Genomic DNA, 16,662 nt, shown 5'->3' on the forward strand with positions numbered 1-16,662 from the left:
TCATTCTTGTGCTTTTCTGAGCCTTAAAAGGGCGCCCAAAAAAAACGCGCTGCCAATGATGGCCAGCGCCAACAAATGCGGCCAGACAATTCCCAATCCGGCGCCACGAAAGAGAATGGCCTGAGCAAGTTCGACAAAGTGAGTGGTCGGGGCGACAAACATGATGCGCTGCACAAGCTCAGGCATGCTTTCACGCGGGGTCATCCCACCCGACAGAATCTGCAGGGGAATCAGTACCAGAATGATTAACAGGCCCAGTTGCGGCATTGAGCGCGCCAACGTGCCGAGAAAAATTCCCATTGATGTGGTCGCAAATAGCAGTAGCGTGGCGCCGAAAAGATAGAGCGTCTGCGAGCCGCGAAGAGGTACTTGCAGCCAACCCTCGACGATGATGCGTAATGCGAAGACCGAAGCCAACAGCACGATCAACCCCATCGACCAGACCTTGGCCAACATGATCTCGAACGAGGTGACCGGCATGACCAACAAATGCTCAATGGTGCCGTGCTCTCGTTCGCGGATCAACGCTGCTCCTGTCAGGATAATCGACAACATGGTGATTTGATTGATAGCTTCATTAATGGCGCCGAACCAACTTCGGTTGAGATTAGCGTTGAATTCAGCATGAACTACTGCCTCAATGCGGCCCGGCGATGGGTGCTGGTATGTTCCGATGAAATCGGCCACCTCATCACTGATAATCCGTTGAATATGCCCAGCTCCCGTAAATGCCTGGCTGATCTGGGTAGCGTCGACATTCAACTGAATGGCCGGCTGTCGAGCGGCCAGCAGATCACGCTGAAAGTTAGGAGGAATATTAAGTGTAAAGGTATAACGCCCCGCATCCATGCCACGATCCATCTGGCCAATATCGATAAATTCAGGCGGCAAAAAATAGGGAAGCTGAAAGGCATTAACAATACGTAAGGATGCCTGAGACCGATCCTCGTCGACAATGGCCACGCTAGCTCGGAATGGCGCCTCCGGCTCGCCAGTGGCACTCAGGTAGATACCCAAAGTGAACGAGTAAATGATCAGTAACATCAGAGCCGGGTCGCGATACAGGCTGCGTATTTCTTTGATACCCAGTTGCAGAATATTGGCAAGCCTGGCCATGTCAGCGCTCCTGTTTCCTGAGACCCAAAACACTCAATAACGTCAGTACGGGGATGGTGATCAGCAGGGCCAGAAAATACGGTGTCAGATCTCCCAGACTGAGCGCTTTGGAAAACACGCCTCGGCTGATAATCAAAAAATGGCTGGTGGGATAGATATGTCCAATGACAGCCGCACCCCCTTGCAGCGCGGAAACTGGAGAGAGTAGCCCCGAAAACTGGATCGCAGGCACCAGTGTAGCGATGGCGGTACCGAAGATAGCGGCAATCTGACTATGCAGAACCGATGACATCAACAATCCCATCCCCGTGGAACAGATGACATAGAGCAGCGCGCCTAGGCTCAATGTCAGCAGGCTACCCTTCACCGGCACACCAAAGGCCAACACGGCGAACGCCACCAGGGTGACGAAATTGATCATCGCCAGCATGATGTAGGGCAACTGTTTGCCGAGCAGAAATTCCAACCGAGAAACCGGCGTAACGTAGAGATTGATAATAGAGCCGAGCTCCTTCTCACGTACGACTCCCAAGGCAGTCAGCATCGCAGGTATCAACATGAGCAGCAGTGGGATCATCGCCGGGGCCATGGCTGGCAGACTTCTAACGTCGGGATTGTAGCGGTAGCGAATGGCAATCTCGACGGGAGGAGAAAAAGCTCCAGCCCCTTCGCTCAAGCGAGCCAAGGTGTCCGCATGAATCCCCTCGACATACCCCTTGATAGTATCGGCCCTGACCGGCATGGAACCATCGACCCAGTAAGCAACTTTGGGCACATTGCCACGCTTGAGATCACGGCCAAACCCTGGCGGAATTTCCACCGCCAGGCTGATGTCGCCGCTGCGTAGACGCTGCTGTACATCGCTGTAGTCGGTCAGAGGAGGCTTTTCGGTGAAATAACGCGATCCCGTTAGATTGAGAGTATACGCTTGGCTGGTCGTGGTCTGGTCACGGTCGAGCACGGCATAGGTCAAATGTTCGACATCCATATTGATGCCATATCCCATGATAAACATTAGGATCAGAGTACCCAGCAGCGCCAGCGTGGCACGTATCGGGTCGCGACGTAGCTCCAGAGTCTCTCGGTGGGTGTAACTGAACATTCGGCGCAAGCTAACGGTCAACCCGCCTGACCGGGTCGGCGGGTGCGGTTTGAGAGAGGTAGTCGTCGGCTTTTCGGGCTTGGCTTCATCTATCTTGCTAGCCTCTTTCAGGTACGCCATAAAGGTAGCTTCTAGTGTGGGTAAGCCACGCGACGCTAGTAGCTTCTCAGGGGTGTCGGTAGCCAATACGCGCCCGGCATGCATCAAAGCAATCCGGTCGCAGCGCATTGCCTCGTTCATGAAGTGGGTGGAGATGAAAATCGTCACTCCCTCTCCACGGGAGATCTGCCCTAACAGCAGCCAGAAGTCATCACGTGCTATCGGATCCACCCCGGAGGTGGGTTCATCGAGAATCAATAACTCAGGACGGTGAATAACTGCCACCGCCAACGACAGCCTTTGACGCACTCCCAGTGGAAGCGCTGGCGGTAATTTGTCAGCCACTGCCGTGAGATCAAAGCGATCCAGCATCTCCCTCACGCGTGTGGCACGCTCAGCCTTAGGAAGATGAAACAGGTGCGCATGCAATTCAAGGTTCTGACGTAGCGTCAGCTCTGTATAGAGAGAAAAACCCTGGGACATGTAGCCCACCCGACTGCGCGTAGCAATATCGCGCGGATCGACGGGCTTATCGAACAGCAATGCCTTTCCTTCGCTGGCGGATAGCAGCCCGGTGAGCATCTTCATCGTGGTGGTCTTCCCACAACCATTGGATCCCAGGAAACCAAATATTTCACCGCGCTCGATACGAAAGTCGGCGTGATCCACGGCGACGAAATCGCCGAACCGCTTGGTCAGTCCATGGGCCTCGATGGCTATATTGGCATCAGGTTGGCGGGGCGATATATTGAACTCGCGATACCTGCGCCGTTTAGTCTCGGGCAACAACCTGATAAAAGCTTCCTCGAGCGTTGCACTTCCCGTCGCTGCTAGCAGATCGTTAGGCGCGCCAGTATTCAATACCTGCCCGTCATCCATCACCACCAACCAGTCGAAACTTCGCGCCTCCTCCATATAGGCAGTGGCGACTAATACGCTCATAGCTGGACGCTTGCTCCGTATCCGCCCAATTAGTTCCCAAAACTGAGCCCGTGATAAAGGATCGACGCCCGTGGTGGGTTCATCGAGTATCAAAAGGTCGGGATCGTGGATTAGCGCACAGCATAACCCCAGCTTTTGCTTCATACCCCCGGAGAGCTTGCCGACAGGGCGTTCCGTGAACCTAGCCAGCCCAGTACTATGCAAAAGTTCGGCAATACGCCTATGCCGGTTCTGGCGATCCTGACCGAATAGACGGCCGAAGAAATCGAGATTTTCAAAGACTGTCAGGGTGGGATAGAGGTTCTTTCCCAACCCCTGAGGCATATAGGCAATTCGCCGACACACCTGTTTGCGATGCCGCCCTTCCGCCATGTCGCCGTCTAATACGACAACCCTACCCTGCTGAATTTTTCTAGCACCGGCAATCAGGGCCATCAGACTGGACTTACCGACGCCATCGGGCCCGATCAACCCCACCATACAACCAGCGGGAATGGCCAAATTTAGGCCGGATAACGCATGCACTGAACCATAGCGCAAGCTAACACCTTCCAGCCGCACCACAGATCCATCAATGCTCATGGCGTCACGTTGACCTTCAATTCGTCGGGCCAATCGAGCGTATCATCAAGCTTGAGATAGGCCATGCCCGGCAAACCGGTTTTGACTTTGTCTAGGTGCTTTTCAAGTAGCGCGGGGTCGATACGGGCCTTGACCCTAAACATCAGCTTTTCACGTTCGCTAGCTGTTTCCACGGTCTTGGGAGTGAATTGGGCCACGCTAGAGACGTAGCTGACGTTAGCCGGGATCACATACTGAGGCGCTGCATCCAGCACCAAGTGCACATCGGCACCCAGCGCAACACGACCGGCTTGACGCTCGGGCAGGAAAAAGGTCATGTAGACATCGGTCAGATCGACGAGATTGAGTACCACGACCCCGGCTGGCAGCACCTCACCGGGCTGGGCGACACGATACTGAACCCTTGCCACCCGGTCACTACGCAGCTGACTGTCTTCAAGATCTGCCTCCAGCTTGTCCACCGTAGCGCTGGCTGCCTCAATGGCCGCCTGTGATTCGATAACCTTTGAGTCGGCTGCCTCGATGGCTGCCAAGGCGGAGAGCACACCCGCACGTGCAGCGGCCAGCGCGGCTTCGGTACTCTCCAGGCTGGCCAAGTCATCGTCGAGTTGCTGCCTCGGCAAGGCATTGCGAGCCACCAATGCCCGGGTGCGGTCATAACGCTTGTGTGCTGCAGACAGCTCAGCGTTACGTTGCAACACGACGGCCTCAGCAGCCGTTTTTTCGCTCTGTCGTTGAGCGACTTGTGCCTGGGCGGTCCGTGTCGCACTTTCGGCCTGTCGAACCTGTGCCCTGGCCTGCCCCAGTTCGGCTTCTAGCACTTTCATGTCCATACGCGCCAAGAGCTGATTCGGCTCGACCTGCTCCCCTTCGCCAACAAGCACCGCTTCGATACGACCCGCCTGCTTGGTAGCAATATCGATCTCTGTCGCTTCAATTCGCCCATTACCGCTGGCAAAACCATCACCCAGCCCCTCAGGTCGAAGCTCCAGCCACACCAACACACCGGCAATAAATGCAACACCGGCAATTATTAACATTCGCCATACGACTTTTCTCAGCGTGGAGGGCACGATTCGACATCCTAGACTAACTAGTCATTCAAAAGGAAAAGAACGTATAACGGCTAGTGCCAGCATTAGCCTTTGCAATCAGTATGAAACTGGAAAATTTAAACGTGGTGACGCAGATCAAGAATTTCTCAAGATATCTTGCATTCCTGATAACAATACTTGATCAGATAAGCTTGCAGTTTAATGCTGTGCTATGGTTGCATTCAGACTCTCCTAAGTAGGAGGTTCTCTGCCATCGGCTAGCAATTTCCTCTTAAAGAAGCCGTCGTGAGTTATGTATTCCTTGTGACTTAAACAGCGGCCGCGGTTTAGCCTAATGGCCAGCTAATCATTATTATTTCACTTGTAGAAGTAATCTAACTACCTCAGGCAGTTAGATTTTTGTAAAACGTCATTTACCGAGCTGACCAGGAAAAGGGATATACTCAGCATCATCTCCTGGAGGAAGGCGAAAGCGACCATTTTCAAAATCCGCTTCAACCCAAGCCTGCTTGGCGGCCTCCAGCTTTTCCTGCGAAGAAGCGACGAAGTTCCAAGATATATAGCGGGGGCCATTTAGCGTTTCACCGCCCAGTAGCATCAACCTAGTGCCTGTTTCGCCCGCCACCACCGTTATCGGATCGCCTGGTCGGAATACCATCATGCGGCCAGCGTCGAATGTTTCCCCTGCAATAATGACACTACCGGACATGACATAAATACCACGATCCTCATGGTCATCCGGCAATGGGATCTTTGCTCCTGGCTGCAGCACGGCATCCGCATAGAACATTTCAGAGAAGGTTTGTACCGGTGCCCGCTCTCCCCAAGCCGTGCCTAGAATCAAGCGCACTTCTTTGCCTTCACCTTTCAGCATTGGCAGCGCCTCCTCGCTGTGGTGCTCAAAGCTTGCAGGCTTATCTTCATAAGCTTCGGGAAGCGCCACCCAGGTCTGTATCCCCAACATAGAATGTTTGTTCTGACGAGTGAGAGAACTGGTGCGCTCCGAATGGGTGACCCCATTACCCGCCACCATCCAATTAACAGCACCAGGACGGATTATTTGATTAGTGCCTAGACTGTCGCGGTGCTGGAACTCCCCCTGGTACAGATAAGTAACCGTGGCAAGCCCAATGTGAGGATGTGGGCGAACATCAATACCCTCGTCTTTAAGAAACTCAGCAGGCCCCATCTGATCGAAAAAAATGAACGGACCCACCATCTGACGTTTTGGAGCGGGAAGCGCACGGCGAACCTCGAAACCACCCAGGTCTCGTGCTCGGGGAATAATCAGTGTCTCTATGTCGTTCAGACTACCTGCGGAAGGACATTTAGGCTCTATATCAGGCATCCAGCTCATAGGGTTGGCTCCAGACGTGAGAGGCAGGAAAATGTGGCACGCACCTTACAATAATAGAGCCTGCCACTCTGAATGGTGTGCAAACTATCCCTTGGCAAAAGGGTATAGCGGCACAGGGGTATGACTTTCTTACCCGAGGAGCGAGCGACTTCCATCGCTTTTGAATGAAAAGTTACATGTCAAAAAAGAAACGTTATCAAGATAATAGGCGATTATTTAAGAGGGAAGTTCAATAACTGGCTTTTCACCAAATATTTTATTACCTACAGCTTGTCATTAACGGCACACCATAAGTATGAATTTTTGCCTCATTAACGGCTGACTTTAATGAAACCTTCTTAAATAAAACCTTATAAATTACCGGGCAGACCGAAGGATGCTATGCCTACCCGGTAATACTTGCTACATCAGCTAGAGATAGCTTCGTCTAAGGACTTCTGGTTCCCTCACGGAATGTAATATCAGCCCGTGGGCCGCTGTCTAGCTGCGTAGTCACCGGTTCATATTTAACAATCATGTTTTTCTGACCCGATCCCTTCTCAGCGAGTGCTACACCTGAGATAAGCATTAATGTAATTATTAATGCCACATTTAACATTTTCATAATTTTACTCCTTTTGCTTAACTAGTGTTGTTCCATTCCCACAGCTGAAAAAGGTACGTACGAAAACGCCTCTACAGATGATGAGAACCCATGTTGCTTCCGCGCCAACGCTTGTTAATACTTCTTATTACAAGAAAAGCCTGTCGCTTAGACCAACAGCCAGTATATTTTCAATTCGGCGTCGAACCCATTGCAGACTCCATCTCTTTAACCACCATCAATCTGGTATTTCATTACATTTTTTTGACTCCAAACTAATTAGACTTTCCACCAACATCTACATTATTAGCTTCAATAAGAGTGAAGCGCATTACACAATACTGTCCATTTCTTGCCTGATTTGGTAATCGCCTCTCTCGAAAAAAAAATATGGCACGACTCATAGAAAATATAGAATCTTATTAACTAGTTGCGATAATATTCTGTAGAAAAAATACACGGCCAACTTAATACAACTGGCAGTTATGGGTTACTGAACGTCAGAAATTGTCGTTTATATTTTGAATTGAAATAAGCAGAACGTGACAACTGAAACTTATAGATCTTTTTCTTACTTAGCTTCATCTCTCTATTTCCTCTTTACATTCAGTCAAACGAGTGTATTTAAAGTTGCCAAATCATGTGATTTTGACACACAAACCTACCGTCCGCTTCCTATATACTCAAAAGCTCAGGCTGATGTTCTCATCCCGACTATGGCACTAATCTGAGCGTAACGCTATCGCCCCAATAGTCTTCTTTTTCTGCTTTATAAAAATGTTATCACTTCAACAAAATGGAGTTATTAGCACAATCGCAGAACTAAAAATTGACACTTAAAAAATATTATTTAATAACTGCTAATAATAGACGTCTGGTTGAACAACAAAGTTACCTACCTGCGGAAGGACATTTAGGCTCTATATCAGGCATCCAGCTCATAGGGTTGGCTCTAGACGTGAGAGGCAGGAAAATGTGGCATGCTGTCGGCCGACACTTATTGCTCCCATCAGAGAAAGCCGTACCGCTATGCCCATTTGTAAAGGCGCATTTTGCACATCACTCAAAGTGGCACGATGTGACGTTGTAAGGTGCGCGATGAATGTACAAGCTGAAAGGTTACGATTTCCGTAATCAAGCTCGGCAGAACTGTACGTGATTATCCTTTGTGGAGATTGTCGGATGGGATAGTTGCAAGACGTTCATCCTCAAGATTCTGATGTACTGGTTTAGCAATTTTAATCCCTACGAAAAGCTGCATACGAAGCGTTAGGATCATCAATCGCTGCCCTCTTGACGTTCGAGCTGAACCTGTAACAACGCATTCTCACGCTCCAACTGTTCAATACGATCACGAAGTGGCTGAACCCCTTTGGCGATTTCTTCTTCTGTGAAGCGTGGAGTGATATGTTGCGGGCAATTCCAATCGAATGCCTCCAACCGCAGCCGGAATATCCTTTCCGGTTTCGCCACGTAATCCTTATCCACCACTTGCTTAGCTAACACCGCATCAGCATCAAGCGCCAACTTTTCAACGTGTGCGTAAATCTTGAGGCGAGCACGTCGAGGGTAATCCATTAAAATCAGGCAGGCGCGATCATTGGCCTTGAAATTGCCAGTACTGATGTACTGCCGGTTTCCTCGATAATCCATGAAAGCGAGCGTCCGGTCATCAATCATTTTGAGAAAACCGGGAGGCCCTCCGCGATGCTGAACGTAAGGCCAGCCGGTTTCTGACACAGATGCGATATAGAAGGTATCTCGCTGTGCAATGAACGTAGCTTCTTGATCTGTGAAGCGGTCAAACGTGCGATTGCCTTTGAACCCAGACCAGAGATGGTCTACGCCCATCTCTGCCTGAGCAGCTTGTACACTGGGCGTAAGAGCTATATCCATAAAACCGTAAGTCATTGGCTGCCCCAAAAAAAAGCATGAACGAAGTGCAGGCGGTTAAAAAGCTAGCGCTTAACATTCTTCATTAATGACACAAAGCTCGTTTCCTAGTGAACTCTAAAACCTCTGCATATAGGCACAAAAACTACCACCCAAACCCCAGCCATGATTGTCATCACCAGCGCTGCAGGCACTTGCGCAGGCAAAACACAGTTACCTTAACCGGCATCCCTCGCTGCCTGCTGTGCCCGTAAATAACTTTCGGTAACAGCTGCATAGTTTGGCGCGACAAGCCCATAAAGCTGAGCAAGGTCGGCTGCTTCCGGACGAGCCCAGGTGCGATGAAATTCAGACAACAGTGAGTTGGTTGTGGTCGGCTTAACACCGCTCTGAACAAAACGTGCAAGGGAGACCCGAGATGCCATTTCGCTTGGATCACCTGATGCATCAATTACAGCATAGACCTCATAACCAGATTCTCGAGCATCAAGTGCGGGAGACATCACGCAGACACTGGTCCAAACGCCAGCCATCACGAGCGTCTTGCGACCCCTCGATCGGACCTCGGCTACAAAATCATCATTGTCCCAGGCGTTCACTTCCCCCTTGCGCGGCACATAAATAGCATGCGGAGCAAACTGGTGAATTTCCGGCATTAACGGGCCATTAGTGCCAGCAGGCTCCGAAGCCGTGGTAATCACCGGAACTTCCAGCAGCGTACAAAGCTTGGCAATCATCTCTACATTGCGGCGAAGGGCAGCGACCGGGATATCTTTGACAGTCTGGAAAAGGCCGGACTGATGATCAAGCTGCAGAACCAGCGTGTCGGCAGGATCCAGAAGCATTACGTCACCCCCTGGTTGAATAGCGCTACACTTTAGAGTCCGATTCTATGAGTCAGGAGATTGGACATGAAGAAGCGTTTCAGAGAAGAACAGATCATTGGTTTTCTAGGCGAAGCAGAAGCAGGACTGCCCATCAAGGAGCTATGCCGTCGGCACGGTTTCTCAGCAGCTAATTACTATCTATGGCGCAGCAAGTTTGGCGGCATGAGCGTATCCGATACCAAACGACTCAAAGAACTCGAAGCCGAAAATGGACGCTTGAAAAAGCTGCTCGAGGAGTCGCTACTGGAGATGGAGGTCACTCTGAACGGGTCAATCATAAGCGCGTCGAACGCCTCTACGCGGCGGCTCGATTGCAGATAAAACGCCGCAAGCGCAAGAAGGTTCCTGCGTCTGAGCGAAAGCCCCTTGGCCGTCCTTGTGCCGCCAACCAGGTCTGGTCAATGGATTTTGTGTTTGACCGTACGGCCGACGGGCGAGTGTTAAAGAACCTCACCATTGTCGACGATGCTACCCATGAAGCCGTGGCTATCGTGCCTGAACGTGCCATCGGGGGACTGTTGTTAACACGGATTCTAGATCAACTGGCTTTACAACGTGGCCTACCTAGCGCCATTCGTACGGATAATGGAAAGGAATTTTGTGGGCGTGCCATGCTGTTATGGGCTCATCTACATGGCATTGCCCTGTTTTTAATTGAACCTGGAAAACCCAATCAAAACGCCTACATCTAATCGTTCAATGGGCGTTTTCGAGATGAATGTCTGAATGAGCATTGGTTCACCAGTCTTCATCACGCCAAGGTTGTCATCGAAGCATGGCGGCGGGAGTACAACGAGGAAAGACCGAAGAAGAGTCTTGGCGGACTGACACCTTCAGCCTATGCCGAGCAACTGATGTTAAAACACGATAAAGTTACTTCTGACTCTAAACTCGGCTGCTACTGAAAATGGGGTGACGTCGAGACATCGGTATCCTGCCGATGATAACGCTGGAATGCCAAATAATGCTGCAACTGAGTCGACGCAATTTTCTAAAGCTCGCAACATCATCCCCGCTACCGATAACGCACGCAGCCCACGAGGGGATTCAATACCCTCATAAGCGGGGCTGCCACTGAAAGATTTCACACGACGTCTAAGTAGATCCCACCTGAAGTGTACAGCGCCAACTACTAGTCGCTGAGATTACAAAAATTGACAAAACAACGGAGACCACTAATTTAAAAATTAGGAAGGCTTGTAGAAATGGAATTGTGGCTAGGCGATTAGCAATACAAAACAAAAACAAGATCGGCGATGTGGTCACCGTTATCGCCGTGAGCGAAAGCGAGCGAGGTAAATCACATGGCAGACGATTTGCGCGAAAGCGCCTTACAGTACCATCGACTCCCCCGCCCCGGTAAATTGGCAATCCAGGTGATAAAACCGATGGCTAGCCAGCGCGATCTGTCGTTGGCCTAATCGCCTGGGGTAACCGCAACCTGCGAAGAAATTGAAAGCGAACCCAGCTATTCACTTATCTGCCCATCAGGCGCCAGAGAAACGTTCTCAATAATCAGTTTTTTTGCTGCTTACCTTTTTTTAAGCCTGCCATAAGTTACCTCATTTAGGATGATCCTTGTGCCAATCGACAAATATGTCTTGCACAGCCACCCATCATCGAAAAGAGGTATTACTTATGCGAACTCACATCACTAAGATTATAACATCGGCGTTGTTACTGACGGCTAGCACGGCTGCGCTGGCCGAGACTCATTGTACTGATGCCCCCAGTGACGAATGGATCAGCCAAGCTGATATGGAAGAACGTATCAGCGAGATGGGTTACAAAATCAAAGAATTTAAGGTCACCGAGGGAAACTGCTACGAGATATACGGCTGGGACGAGCAGGAGCGCCGGGTAGAGATCTATTTCAACCCAGTAGATGCCAGCATCGTGAAGCAGGAAGTCGAAGACTGATCAGGAGGTTACCATGGCCGATAATACCCGTATCCGTGTTTGGGACCCGTTGGTCAGGTTGGTACATTGGGCTTTGGTTGCTGGCGTAGCCGTCAACTTATGGCTAACCGAAGAAGGGGGCGATATACACCAATGGGTCGGTTATGCCTTGGTGGCATTAATCGTCGTACGCATCCTTTGGGGATTTATCGGTCCCTGGAGTGCACGCTGGCGGAGCTTTTGGCCTACCGTGAGCCGACTTCAATGTGTGCTGCGCGGTCGCGACAGCAAGATAGAGCAAACCGGCATTACCCATACACCGCTGGGCGCCATCATGATGCTGGTGCTGCTTGGGCTAATCCTCGGTCTGGGACTTACTGGCTACATGATGGAAGAAACGGATCGTTTCTGGGGGGTTGACTGGGTTGAAGAAGCCCACGAACTCATGGCCAACGCGATTCTTTTTCTAGTACCACTGCATGTATTGGGTGCAGTGGTAGAAAGCATCAAACAAGGCGATAATTTGATCGCTAGCATGTTGCATGGCTATCGCCGCCGCCCTACCTCTACCCCCAACACTAAGGCTCATGATGTTCAGTCTTAATTAAGATGTTGTTAAGACAATGCAATGATAATGGCCACTCCTTAATTTTGCACGAGTGGCCTTTTCAGACCTGTTTGACACAGAGCAATGGCTGCACTATCCCTTATTTATGCCACGACACCGAACAAGCGGCCTATGCCGAAGGTCAAGGTCATCGCCAATGCGCCCCAGAACATTACGCGCACCGAGGCTTTGAGTATCGGCGCGCCACCCACACGGGCAGCCGCCGCCCCTAGAAAGGCTAAAAACAGTATCGAGAAGAGCGCCACCAGAAGAATAAGCAATGGCGGCGGCGCCCACCAGGCGATTAGCAACGGCCACATGGCGCCAGCCGTGAAGGTCACAGCCGATGAAAAGGCCGCCTGGAGTGGGCGCGCTTGGCTTGTCTCGGTGATGCCAATCTCATCTCTGGCGTGAGCGCCTAGCGCATCGCTTGCCATCAGCTGTTCAGCGACTTGCGTGGCTAGCGCCGGTGTTAACCCACGCGCTTCATAAATCGCTGCCAGCTCTTCCAGTTCAGCATCAAAATGTTCTATCAACGCTTGGCGCTCAAGCGCAAGATCCGCATGTTCGGTGTCAGACTGTGAGCTAACGGAGACGTATTCACCGGCGGCCATCGACATAGCCCCGGCCACTAGCCCCGCAATACCGGCCAACATAATGTCGCTATGCGCGGTGCTCGCTGCTGCCACGCCGAGTATCAGGCTGCTAGTCGAGACAAGGCCATCATTCGCGCCCATGACGGCTGCGCGCAGCCAACCTGAACGGTTAGATCGATGGTGCTCTGTATGTTGCATGGCCTCACCTCGTGATTGATTTCCCCTTTCTTTTCAGAGGGAGAGTGGCAGATAGCTGTGTGGCAACAGCCTTCAGGGCATATTTTTAGCCAGCGCTTGTAGCAACAGTGCGATTCTCTGGTGCATATAACGGTTGAAATGCATTTAGATTCAATCACTTGTTCCAAAGAAAAGCACTGTAAGCTAATCAGCGATCCTGATGTTGGTTTTGCTCCCACACCACACTGACCGCCAGGCCATTGGGCGTACGATTACTAAGCGTAAGGCGTGCGTTCTGGCGCTGAGCCAACTCCGAGACAATCGATAAACCCAACCCGCTGCCGGTGGTACCCTGGCCAGACGCGCGCCGAAAGCGCTCAGTGACTTTATCCAACAGTGCCTCGGGGAGGCCGGGGCCAGTGTCACTCACCGTGAGTTGAGGCAACCCCTCCCAAAGCGCTAACTCTACCTCCACTTGACCGCCTTCCGGCGTATAGCGCAAGGCATTATCCAGTAGGTTACGAAAGAGCATTCCCACCTCGACTTCGTCGGCGCGAACCTCCAACCGGGTTAAGCCTGTTAGCCTCAAGTGCTGATCTCGCTCATCAGCGAGTGGCCACAGCTCGGCTATCAATTCAGCAATAATCGGATAGAGGTCAATAGTGGCCGGTGAGGTTGTGGCAACTTGATCCAAACGAGCCAAAATGAGCAGCTGTTCTACCACCCGTTGAAGCCGCTCAACCCCGACATAAGCCTTTTGTAATGATTGCTCTCCCCCTGCCTGCGCATTATCTAAGTGGATTCTCAGCGCTGCCAAGGGCGTGCGTAATTCATGGGCCGCATCTGCAGTGAAGCGCCGCTCGCGCTCTAACGTGGCTTTCAACCGGGCGATAAAGTCGTTTAGTGATTGGCGTAATCCATTAAGCTCTTGAGGAACCGGATTATTGATTTGACGCAGGTCGTGGGCGGAGCGACCTTGTACCTGGCTGGAAAGTGCTTGGATGGGTGCAACACCCCGCCGGATAACTCTACTCATCAGCCAAAGAAGGAGTGGCAGCAACAAGAGCATCGGCAATAAATTGTTCCAGGTGATGCGCTCCACCACTTCATCATGAAACGAACCCCGTAGTCCCATGCTGATCCAGGTATCGCTGGCAACATCGAACATGCTGAAAACCCGCCAGCGGTGACCATCGTAGCTTTCCCAGCGAAAACCCTCCTCTAAAGGCGCGGGGAAAGGCCCTGCATCATTCCATTTGCCCCCTAACAGCCTGGGTGAGCCATCGGCATTCCAAAAACCCAGTACTAATTTAAGCTCTTCCTCGTGGTAAAGCTTGGGACCTGATTCAGAGCTGCTCACGGGCACGGCGATACCGTCACGATATAGCTGGGTTGGATGCGCGGGAAGGCCCATGCGCGCAGCAAGGCGAGCATAGTCGTCGATGGTAGCGTTTGGATCGAGTTGGCCAGCCACAATCCGGCTATGCAGACTGAGTTGTGTATCGAGAATTTCTTCTAGCTCGTGATCCGTAATTAAGTAAGCCGCGGTAACCGCAACGCCCCCAGCGACCACCATGGTAATGGCTAGCGTGCGAAGCAGATAACGCCGTATCGATCTCATTGCGCCTGGCTATCCAGTCGGTAGCCAATCCCCCGCACGTTAATAATTAGATGTTTTTCAAGCTTTTTTCGCAGATGATGAATGTGAACTTCCACCGTGTTGGACTCTACCTCTTCGCCCCAGCCGTAAAGCAAATTTTCTAAACGAGGGCGAGATAGCACCCTGTCAGGGTGCCTAGCTAGCTCTAGCAATAAGGCATACTCGCGTCGGCCCAACTTTACGTCTTTGCCCCGCCAACTCACCGCATGGAGAGCCTCATCAATACTCAGTGCACCCAGCGTCAATATTTGCGAGGCCCGCCCCTCAGCGCGCCGCATTACGACACGCAAACGGGCGAGGAGCTCCTGCAAATTGAAAGGCTTGAGCACATAATCATCCGCCCCCGCATCTAAACCCCCAATACGGTCTTCCATCGCATCACGGGCCGTCAAAATAAGAATAGGCAGAGTAGATTGCTGTCGGAGTAAATGCAGTACTTGCATACCGTCCATATCGGGCAGCCCAAGATCCAAAATAATCACACTAAAGGTCTCGCTGCCGATAGCGCTGATTGCCTCGCGGCCAAGCATAAACCAATCAACCGCGTAGCCCTCGCGCTCCAGCGCCGTCTTGATGCCATCCCCAAGCAAGGGATCATCTTCTATTAGTAGTGCACGCATGCTGATTCCCTCAATCGACAAGCCGCTATCTTGGCTACCAAAACTTAAGCTTTTCTTAAATAGGGTAACTTACTTCTCAAAAAGCAACCTCATCTGAATGCAACCAGTAAGCCAACCACCCTATCTTTTCGAACTTCTTACGCAGTTTAACTCTTCTTTAAGTTATTTAGGCTCATGCTGCCTCTTTCGCCATGGGCAAAGCCCAAGCAGTGCCTTCAGTGACAGTTATTTTGATTATGCCCTGTCGCAACCGTGGGCAGGCTATTTTTTATTAATTGAGAGAGCGCCATAACATGCAATTACTAACACTTATTAGAACAAACTATTATTTAAAAATAATGGCCCGTTTTTTAGAAAAAAGAATGAAGCAATATTTACTGGGAGGCATACGGTATATCCTCAAAGCACCTACACCAGAAACCATTGACAGCCTTGTGGGCGTAGAAAAAATTCTCATTATTCGCCCCAATTTTCGTCTAGGCAACGCGCTAATTAGTACCCCTGTCATCGATGCTTTTCGTGAACGTTTTCCTTCCGCGCGCATAGACTATTTAGCGACTGATAAAACATGGCCACTGTTGCAACAACGACCTGTTGATTATTTCTTTTTACTGTCGAGAAGCGCCATTCTTCGACCTTGGCAGTGTGTGACATTATTACGACGTCTACGAGCACAACGCTATGACCTGGCGGTACAAGTGAGTGGAGGATCAACGAGCGGTTTTATAGTGACCCGGTTAATAGGGGCACGGTACACCATGGGTTCAGGTAAAGGTCACCAGCGCTGGTACAGCATTGAGGCGGAAGGTACGTCATCACATGCCTACGATGCCATCGTTAACTTAACACGTCCGCTCGGTGTTGCTTGCCGTAACCGGCCATTGCTCCAGATAACAGAGCAGGAACGCTATCAGGCAATAACGAAAATACAACAGCTAGCCAGCCTTCATAGCGAACAACCACCAGATACAAATTTTATTGCGATCTTCGTAGGCGGGCATCAAAACAAGCGTTGGCCGTTGGAATTTTGGTTAATGCTTATCGATGCCATGGAAGCCCGTAAAATACGCTATATTGTATTTCTTGGACCGGAGGAGTTTAGGCTTCTAGCACCTATTGAGAAGCGTTTGAAGTCATCACTTTATGGCAGCTTATGCTCACCGCTTCCTATCCGCCACTTTGCCGCGGTTTTGGAACGTGCGCGGTTACTCGTGACGCCAGACTCTGGGCCTATGCACTTAGCGGCAGCACTCGATGTCGCCACCATTTCCCTGGTACGCCAAAAAAAATCACTCGCTTTCGTACCACGAGAAGCCTATGACACTATTCTGTGGCACCCAGAAATCAGCACGGTAATAGAAGCCATACGCACTAATCTTAACGGACAAAACGCAACGGATCCCGTTCAATCGGCCTCGGCAACAAATCAACCAACACAGTGGGTAACACCACCACCCAGCGCTGCCCCTTTGCATTCTAGCCACTGA

General features: G+C 51.0%; 13 protein-coding genes and 1 pseudogene. 4 read left to right on the forward strand and 10 right to left on the reverse strand.

The window, feature by feature from the left end; all coding sequences use genetic code 11:
• The 7 genes from KO116_RS12185 to KO116_RS12210 all read right to left on the reverse strand — a co-directional run bounded on the left by KO116_RS12185 (position 1) and on the right by KO116_RS12210 (position 9,574).
• A complete protein-coding gene (locus KO116_RS12185) occupies positions 1 to 1,116 on the reverse strand; it encodes an ABC transporter permease (protein WP_035563687.1) in 1,116 nt (371 codons plus the stop codon).
• Position 1,117: 1 nt separating this feature from the next.
• Positions 1,118 to 3,841 carry a ribosome-associated ATPase/putative transporter RbbA gene (rbbA, locus tag KO116_RS12190; protein WP_035563685.1) on the reverse strand — a complete coding sequence of 908 codons (2,724 nt, stop codon included), beginning with the start codon at positions 3,839 to 3,841 and terminating at the stop codon, positions 1,118 to 1,120.
• Positions 3,838 to 4,914, reverse strand: coding sequence for an HlyD family secretion protein (locus KO116_RS12195; RefSeq protein ID WP_035563683.1), 1,077 nt, complete (start codon positions 4,912 to 4,914; stop codon positions 3,838 to 3,840). The genes rbbA and KO116_RS12195 overlap by 4 nt, the downstream gene beginning before the upstream one ends.
• 391 nt (positions 4,915 to 5,305) lie before the next feature.
• On the reverse strand, positions 5,306 to 6,253 hold the full coding sequence (locus tag KO116_RS12200) for a pirin family protein (RefSeq protein WP_035563681.1): 948 nt from the start codon (positions 6,251 to 6,253) through the stop codon (positions 5,306 to 5,308).
• Positions 6,254 to 6,680: 427 nt separating this feature from the next.
• Positions 6,681 to 6,857, reverse strand: coding sequence for a hypothetical protein (locus KO116_RS25315; RefSeq protein ID WP_158414213.1), 177 nt, complete (start codon positions 6,855 to 6,857; stop codon positions 6,681 to 6,683).
• A gap of 1,257 nt (positions 6,858 to 8,114) precedes the next feature.
• Entirely contained in the window at positions 8,115 to 8,747 is a 633-nt protein-coding gene (locus KO116_RS12205; RefSeq protein WP_035563678.1) for a pyridoxamine 5'-phosphate oxidase family protein, read from the reverse strand.
• Positions 8,748 to 8,947: 200 nt separating this feature from the next.
• Positions 8,948 to 9,574 (reverse strand): isochorismatase family protein, encoded by a 627-nt coding sequence (locus tag KO116_RS12210; protein WP_045812126.1) that lies wholly within the window; start codon positions 9,572 to 9,574, stop codon positions 8,948 to 8,950.
• Between the two features lie 66 nt (positions 9,575 to 9,640).
• On the opposite strand from KO116_RS12210, the pseudogene KO116_RS12220 reads away from it, so the two are divergent.
• From KO116_RS12220 to KO116_RS12230, 3 genes and pseudogenes are all read left to right on the forward strand, one after another.
• Positions 9,641 to 10,521, forward strand: a pseudogene (locus tag KO116_RS12220) (IS3 family transposase).
• 733 nt (positions 10,522 to 11,254) lie between these two features.
• Positions 11,255 to 11,536, forward strand: coding sequence for a PepSY domain-containing protein (locus tag KO116_RS12225; protein WP_022523388.1), 282 nt, complete (start codon positions 11,255 to 11,257; stop codon positions 11,534 to 11,536).
• Between the two features lie 13 nt (positions 11,537 to 11,549).
• A complete protein-coding gene (locus KO116_RS12230) occupies positions 11,550 to 12,119 on the forward strand; it encodes a cytochrome b/b6 domain-containing protein (RefSeq protein WP_035563672.1) in 570 nt (189 codons plus the stop codon).
• A 107-nt stretch (positions 12,120 to 12,226) separates the two neighbouring features.
• On the opposite strand, the gene KO116_RS12235 is transcribed toward KO116_RS12230, so the two are convergent.
• From KO116_RS12235 to KO116_RS12245, 3 genes are all read right to left on the reverse strand, one after another.
• Positions 12,227 to 12,916 (reverse strand): VIT1/CCC1 transporter family protein, encoded by a 690-nt coding sequence (locus tag KO116_RS12235; protein WP_022523387.1) that lies wholly within the window; start codon positions 12,914 to 12,916, stop codon positions 12,227 to 12,229.
• Between the two features lie 187 nt (positions 12,917 to 13,103).
• Positions 13,104 to 14,516 carry an ATP-binding protein gene (locus KO116_RS12240; RefSeq protein ID WP_022523386.1) on the reverse strand — a complete coding sequence of 471 codons (1,413 nt, stop codon included), beginning with the start codon at positions 14,514 to 14,516 and terminating at the stop codon, positions 13,104 to 13,106.
• Entirely contained in the window at positions 14,513 to 15,175 is a 663-nt protein-coding gene (locus tag KO116_RS12245; RefSeq protein WP_022523385.1) for a response regulator, read from the reverse strand. The genes KO116_RS12240 and KO116_RS12245 overlap by 4 nt, the downstream gene beginning before the upstream one ends.
• 293 nt (positions 15,176 to 15,468) lie before the next feature.
• Here KO116_RS12245 and KO116_RS12250 point away from each other — a divergent pair, with 293 nt between their 5' ends.
• The gene (locus KO116_RS12250) at positions 15,469 to 16,662 is read left to right on the forward strand and encodes a glycosyltransferase family 9 protein (protein ID WP_022523384.1); all 1,194 of its coding nucleotides are present in this window, start codon (positions 15,469 to 15,471) and stop codon (positions 16,660 to 16,662) included.

Origin of the sequence: Halomonas sp. KO116, assembly GCF_000734975.2 — a bacterium.
GTDB classification, from domain to species: Bacteria; Pseudomonadota; Gammaproteobacteria; order Pseudomonadales; family Halomonadaceae; genus Vreelandella; species Vreelandella glaciei.

Excerpts from the sequence above, each read along its gene's own strand:
- KO116_RS12185 (WP_035563687.1), bottom strand. The coding sequence starts at position 1,116 with ATGGCCAGGCTTGCCAATATTCTGCAACTGGGTATCAAAGAAATACGC.
- rbbA (WP_035563685.1), bottom strand. The coding sequence starts at position 3,841 with ATGAGCATTGATGGATCTGTGGTGCGGCTGGAAGGTGTTAGCTTGCGC.
- KO116_RS12200 (WP_035563681.1), bottom strand. The coding sequence starts at position 6,253 with ATGAGCTGGATGCCTGATATAGAGCCTAAATGTCCTTCCGCAGGTAGT.
- KO116_RS25315 (WP_158414213.1), bottom strand. The coding sequence starts at position 6,857 with ATGAAAATGTTAAATGTGGCATTAATAATTACATTAATGCTTATCTCA.
- KO116_RS12205 (WP_035563678.1), bottom strand. The coding sequence starts at position 8,747 with ATGACTTACGGTTTTATGGATATAGCTCTTACGCCCAGTGTACAAGCT.
- KO116_RS12210 (WP_045812126.1), bottom strand. The coding sequence starts at position 9,574 with ATGCTTCTGGATCCTGCCGACACGCTGGTTCTGCAGCTTGATCATCAG.
- KO116_RS12225 (WP_022523388.1), top strand. The coding sequence starts at position 11,255 with ATGCGAACTCACATCACTAAGATTATAACATCGGCGTTGTTACTGACG.
- KO116_RS12230 (WP_035563672.1), top strand. The coding sequence starts at position 11,550 with ATGGCCGATAATACCCGTATCCGTGTTTGGGACCCGTTGGTCAGGTTG.
- KO116_RS12235 (WP_022523387.1), bottom strand. The coding sequence starts at position 12,916 with ATGCAACATACAGAGCACCATCGATCTAACCGTTCAGGTTGGCTGCGC.
- KO116_RS12240 (WP_022523386.1), bottom strand. The coding sequence starts at position 14,516 with ATGAGATCGATACGGCGTTATCTGCTTCGCACGCTAGCCATTACCATG.
- KO116_RS12245 (WP_022523385.1), bottom strand. The coding sequence starts at position 15,175 with ATGCGTGCACTACTAATAGAAGATGATCCCTTGCTTGGGGATGGCATC.
- KO116_RS12250 (WP_022523384.1), top strand. The coding sequence starts at position 15,469 with ATGCAATTACTAACACTTATTAGAACAAACTATTATTTAAAAATAATG.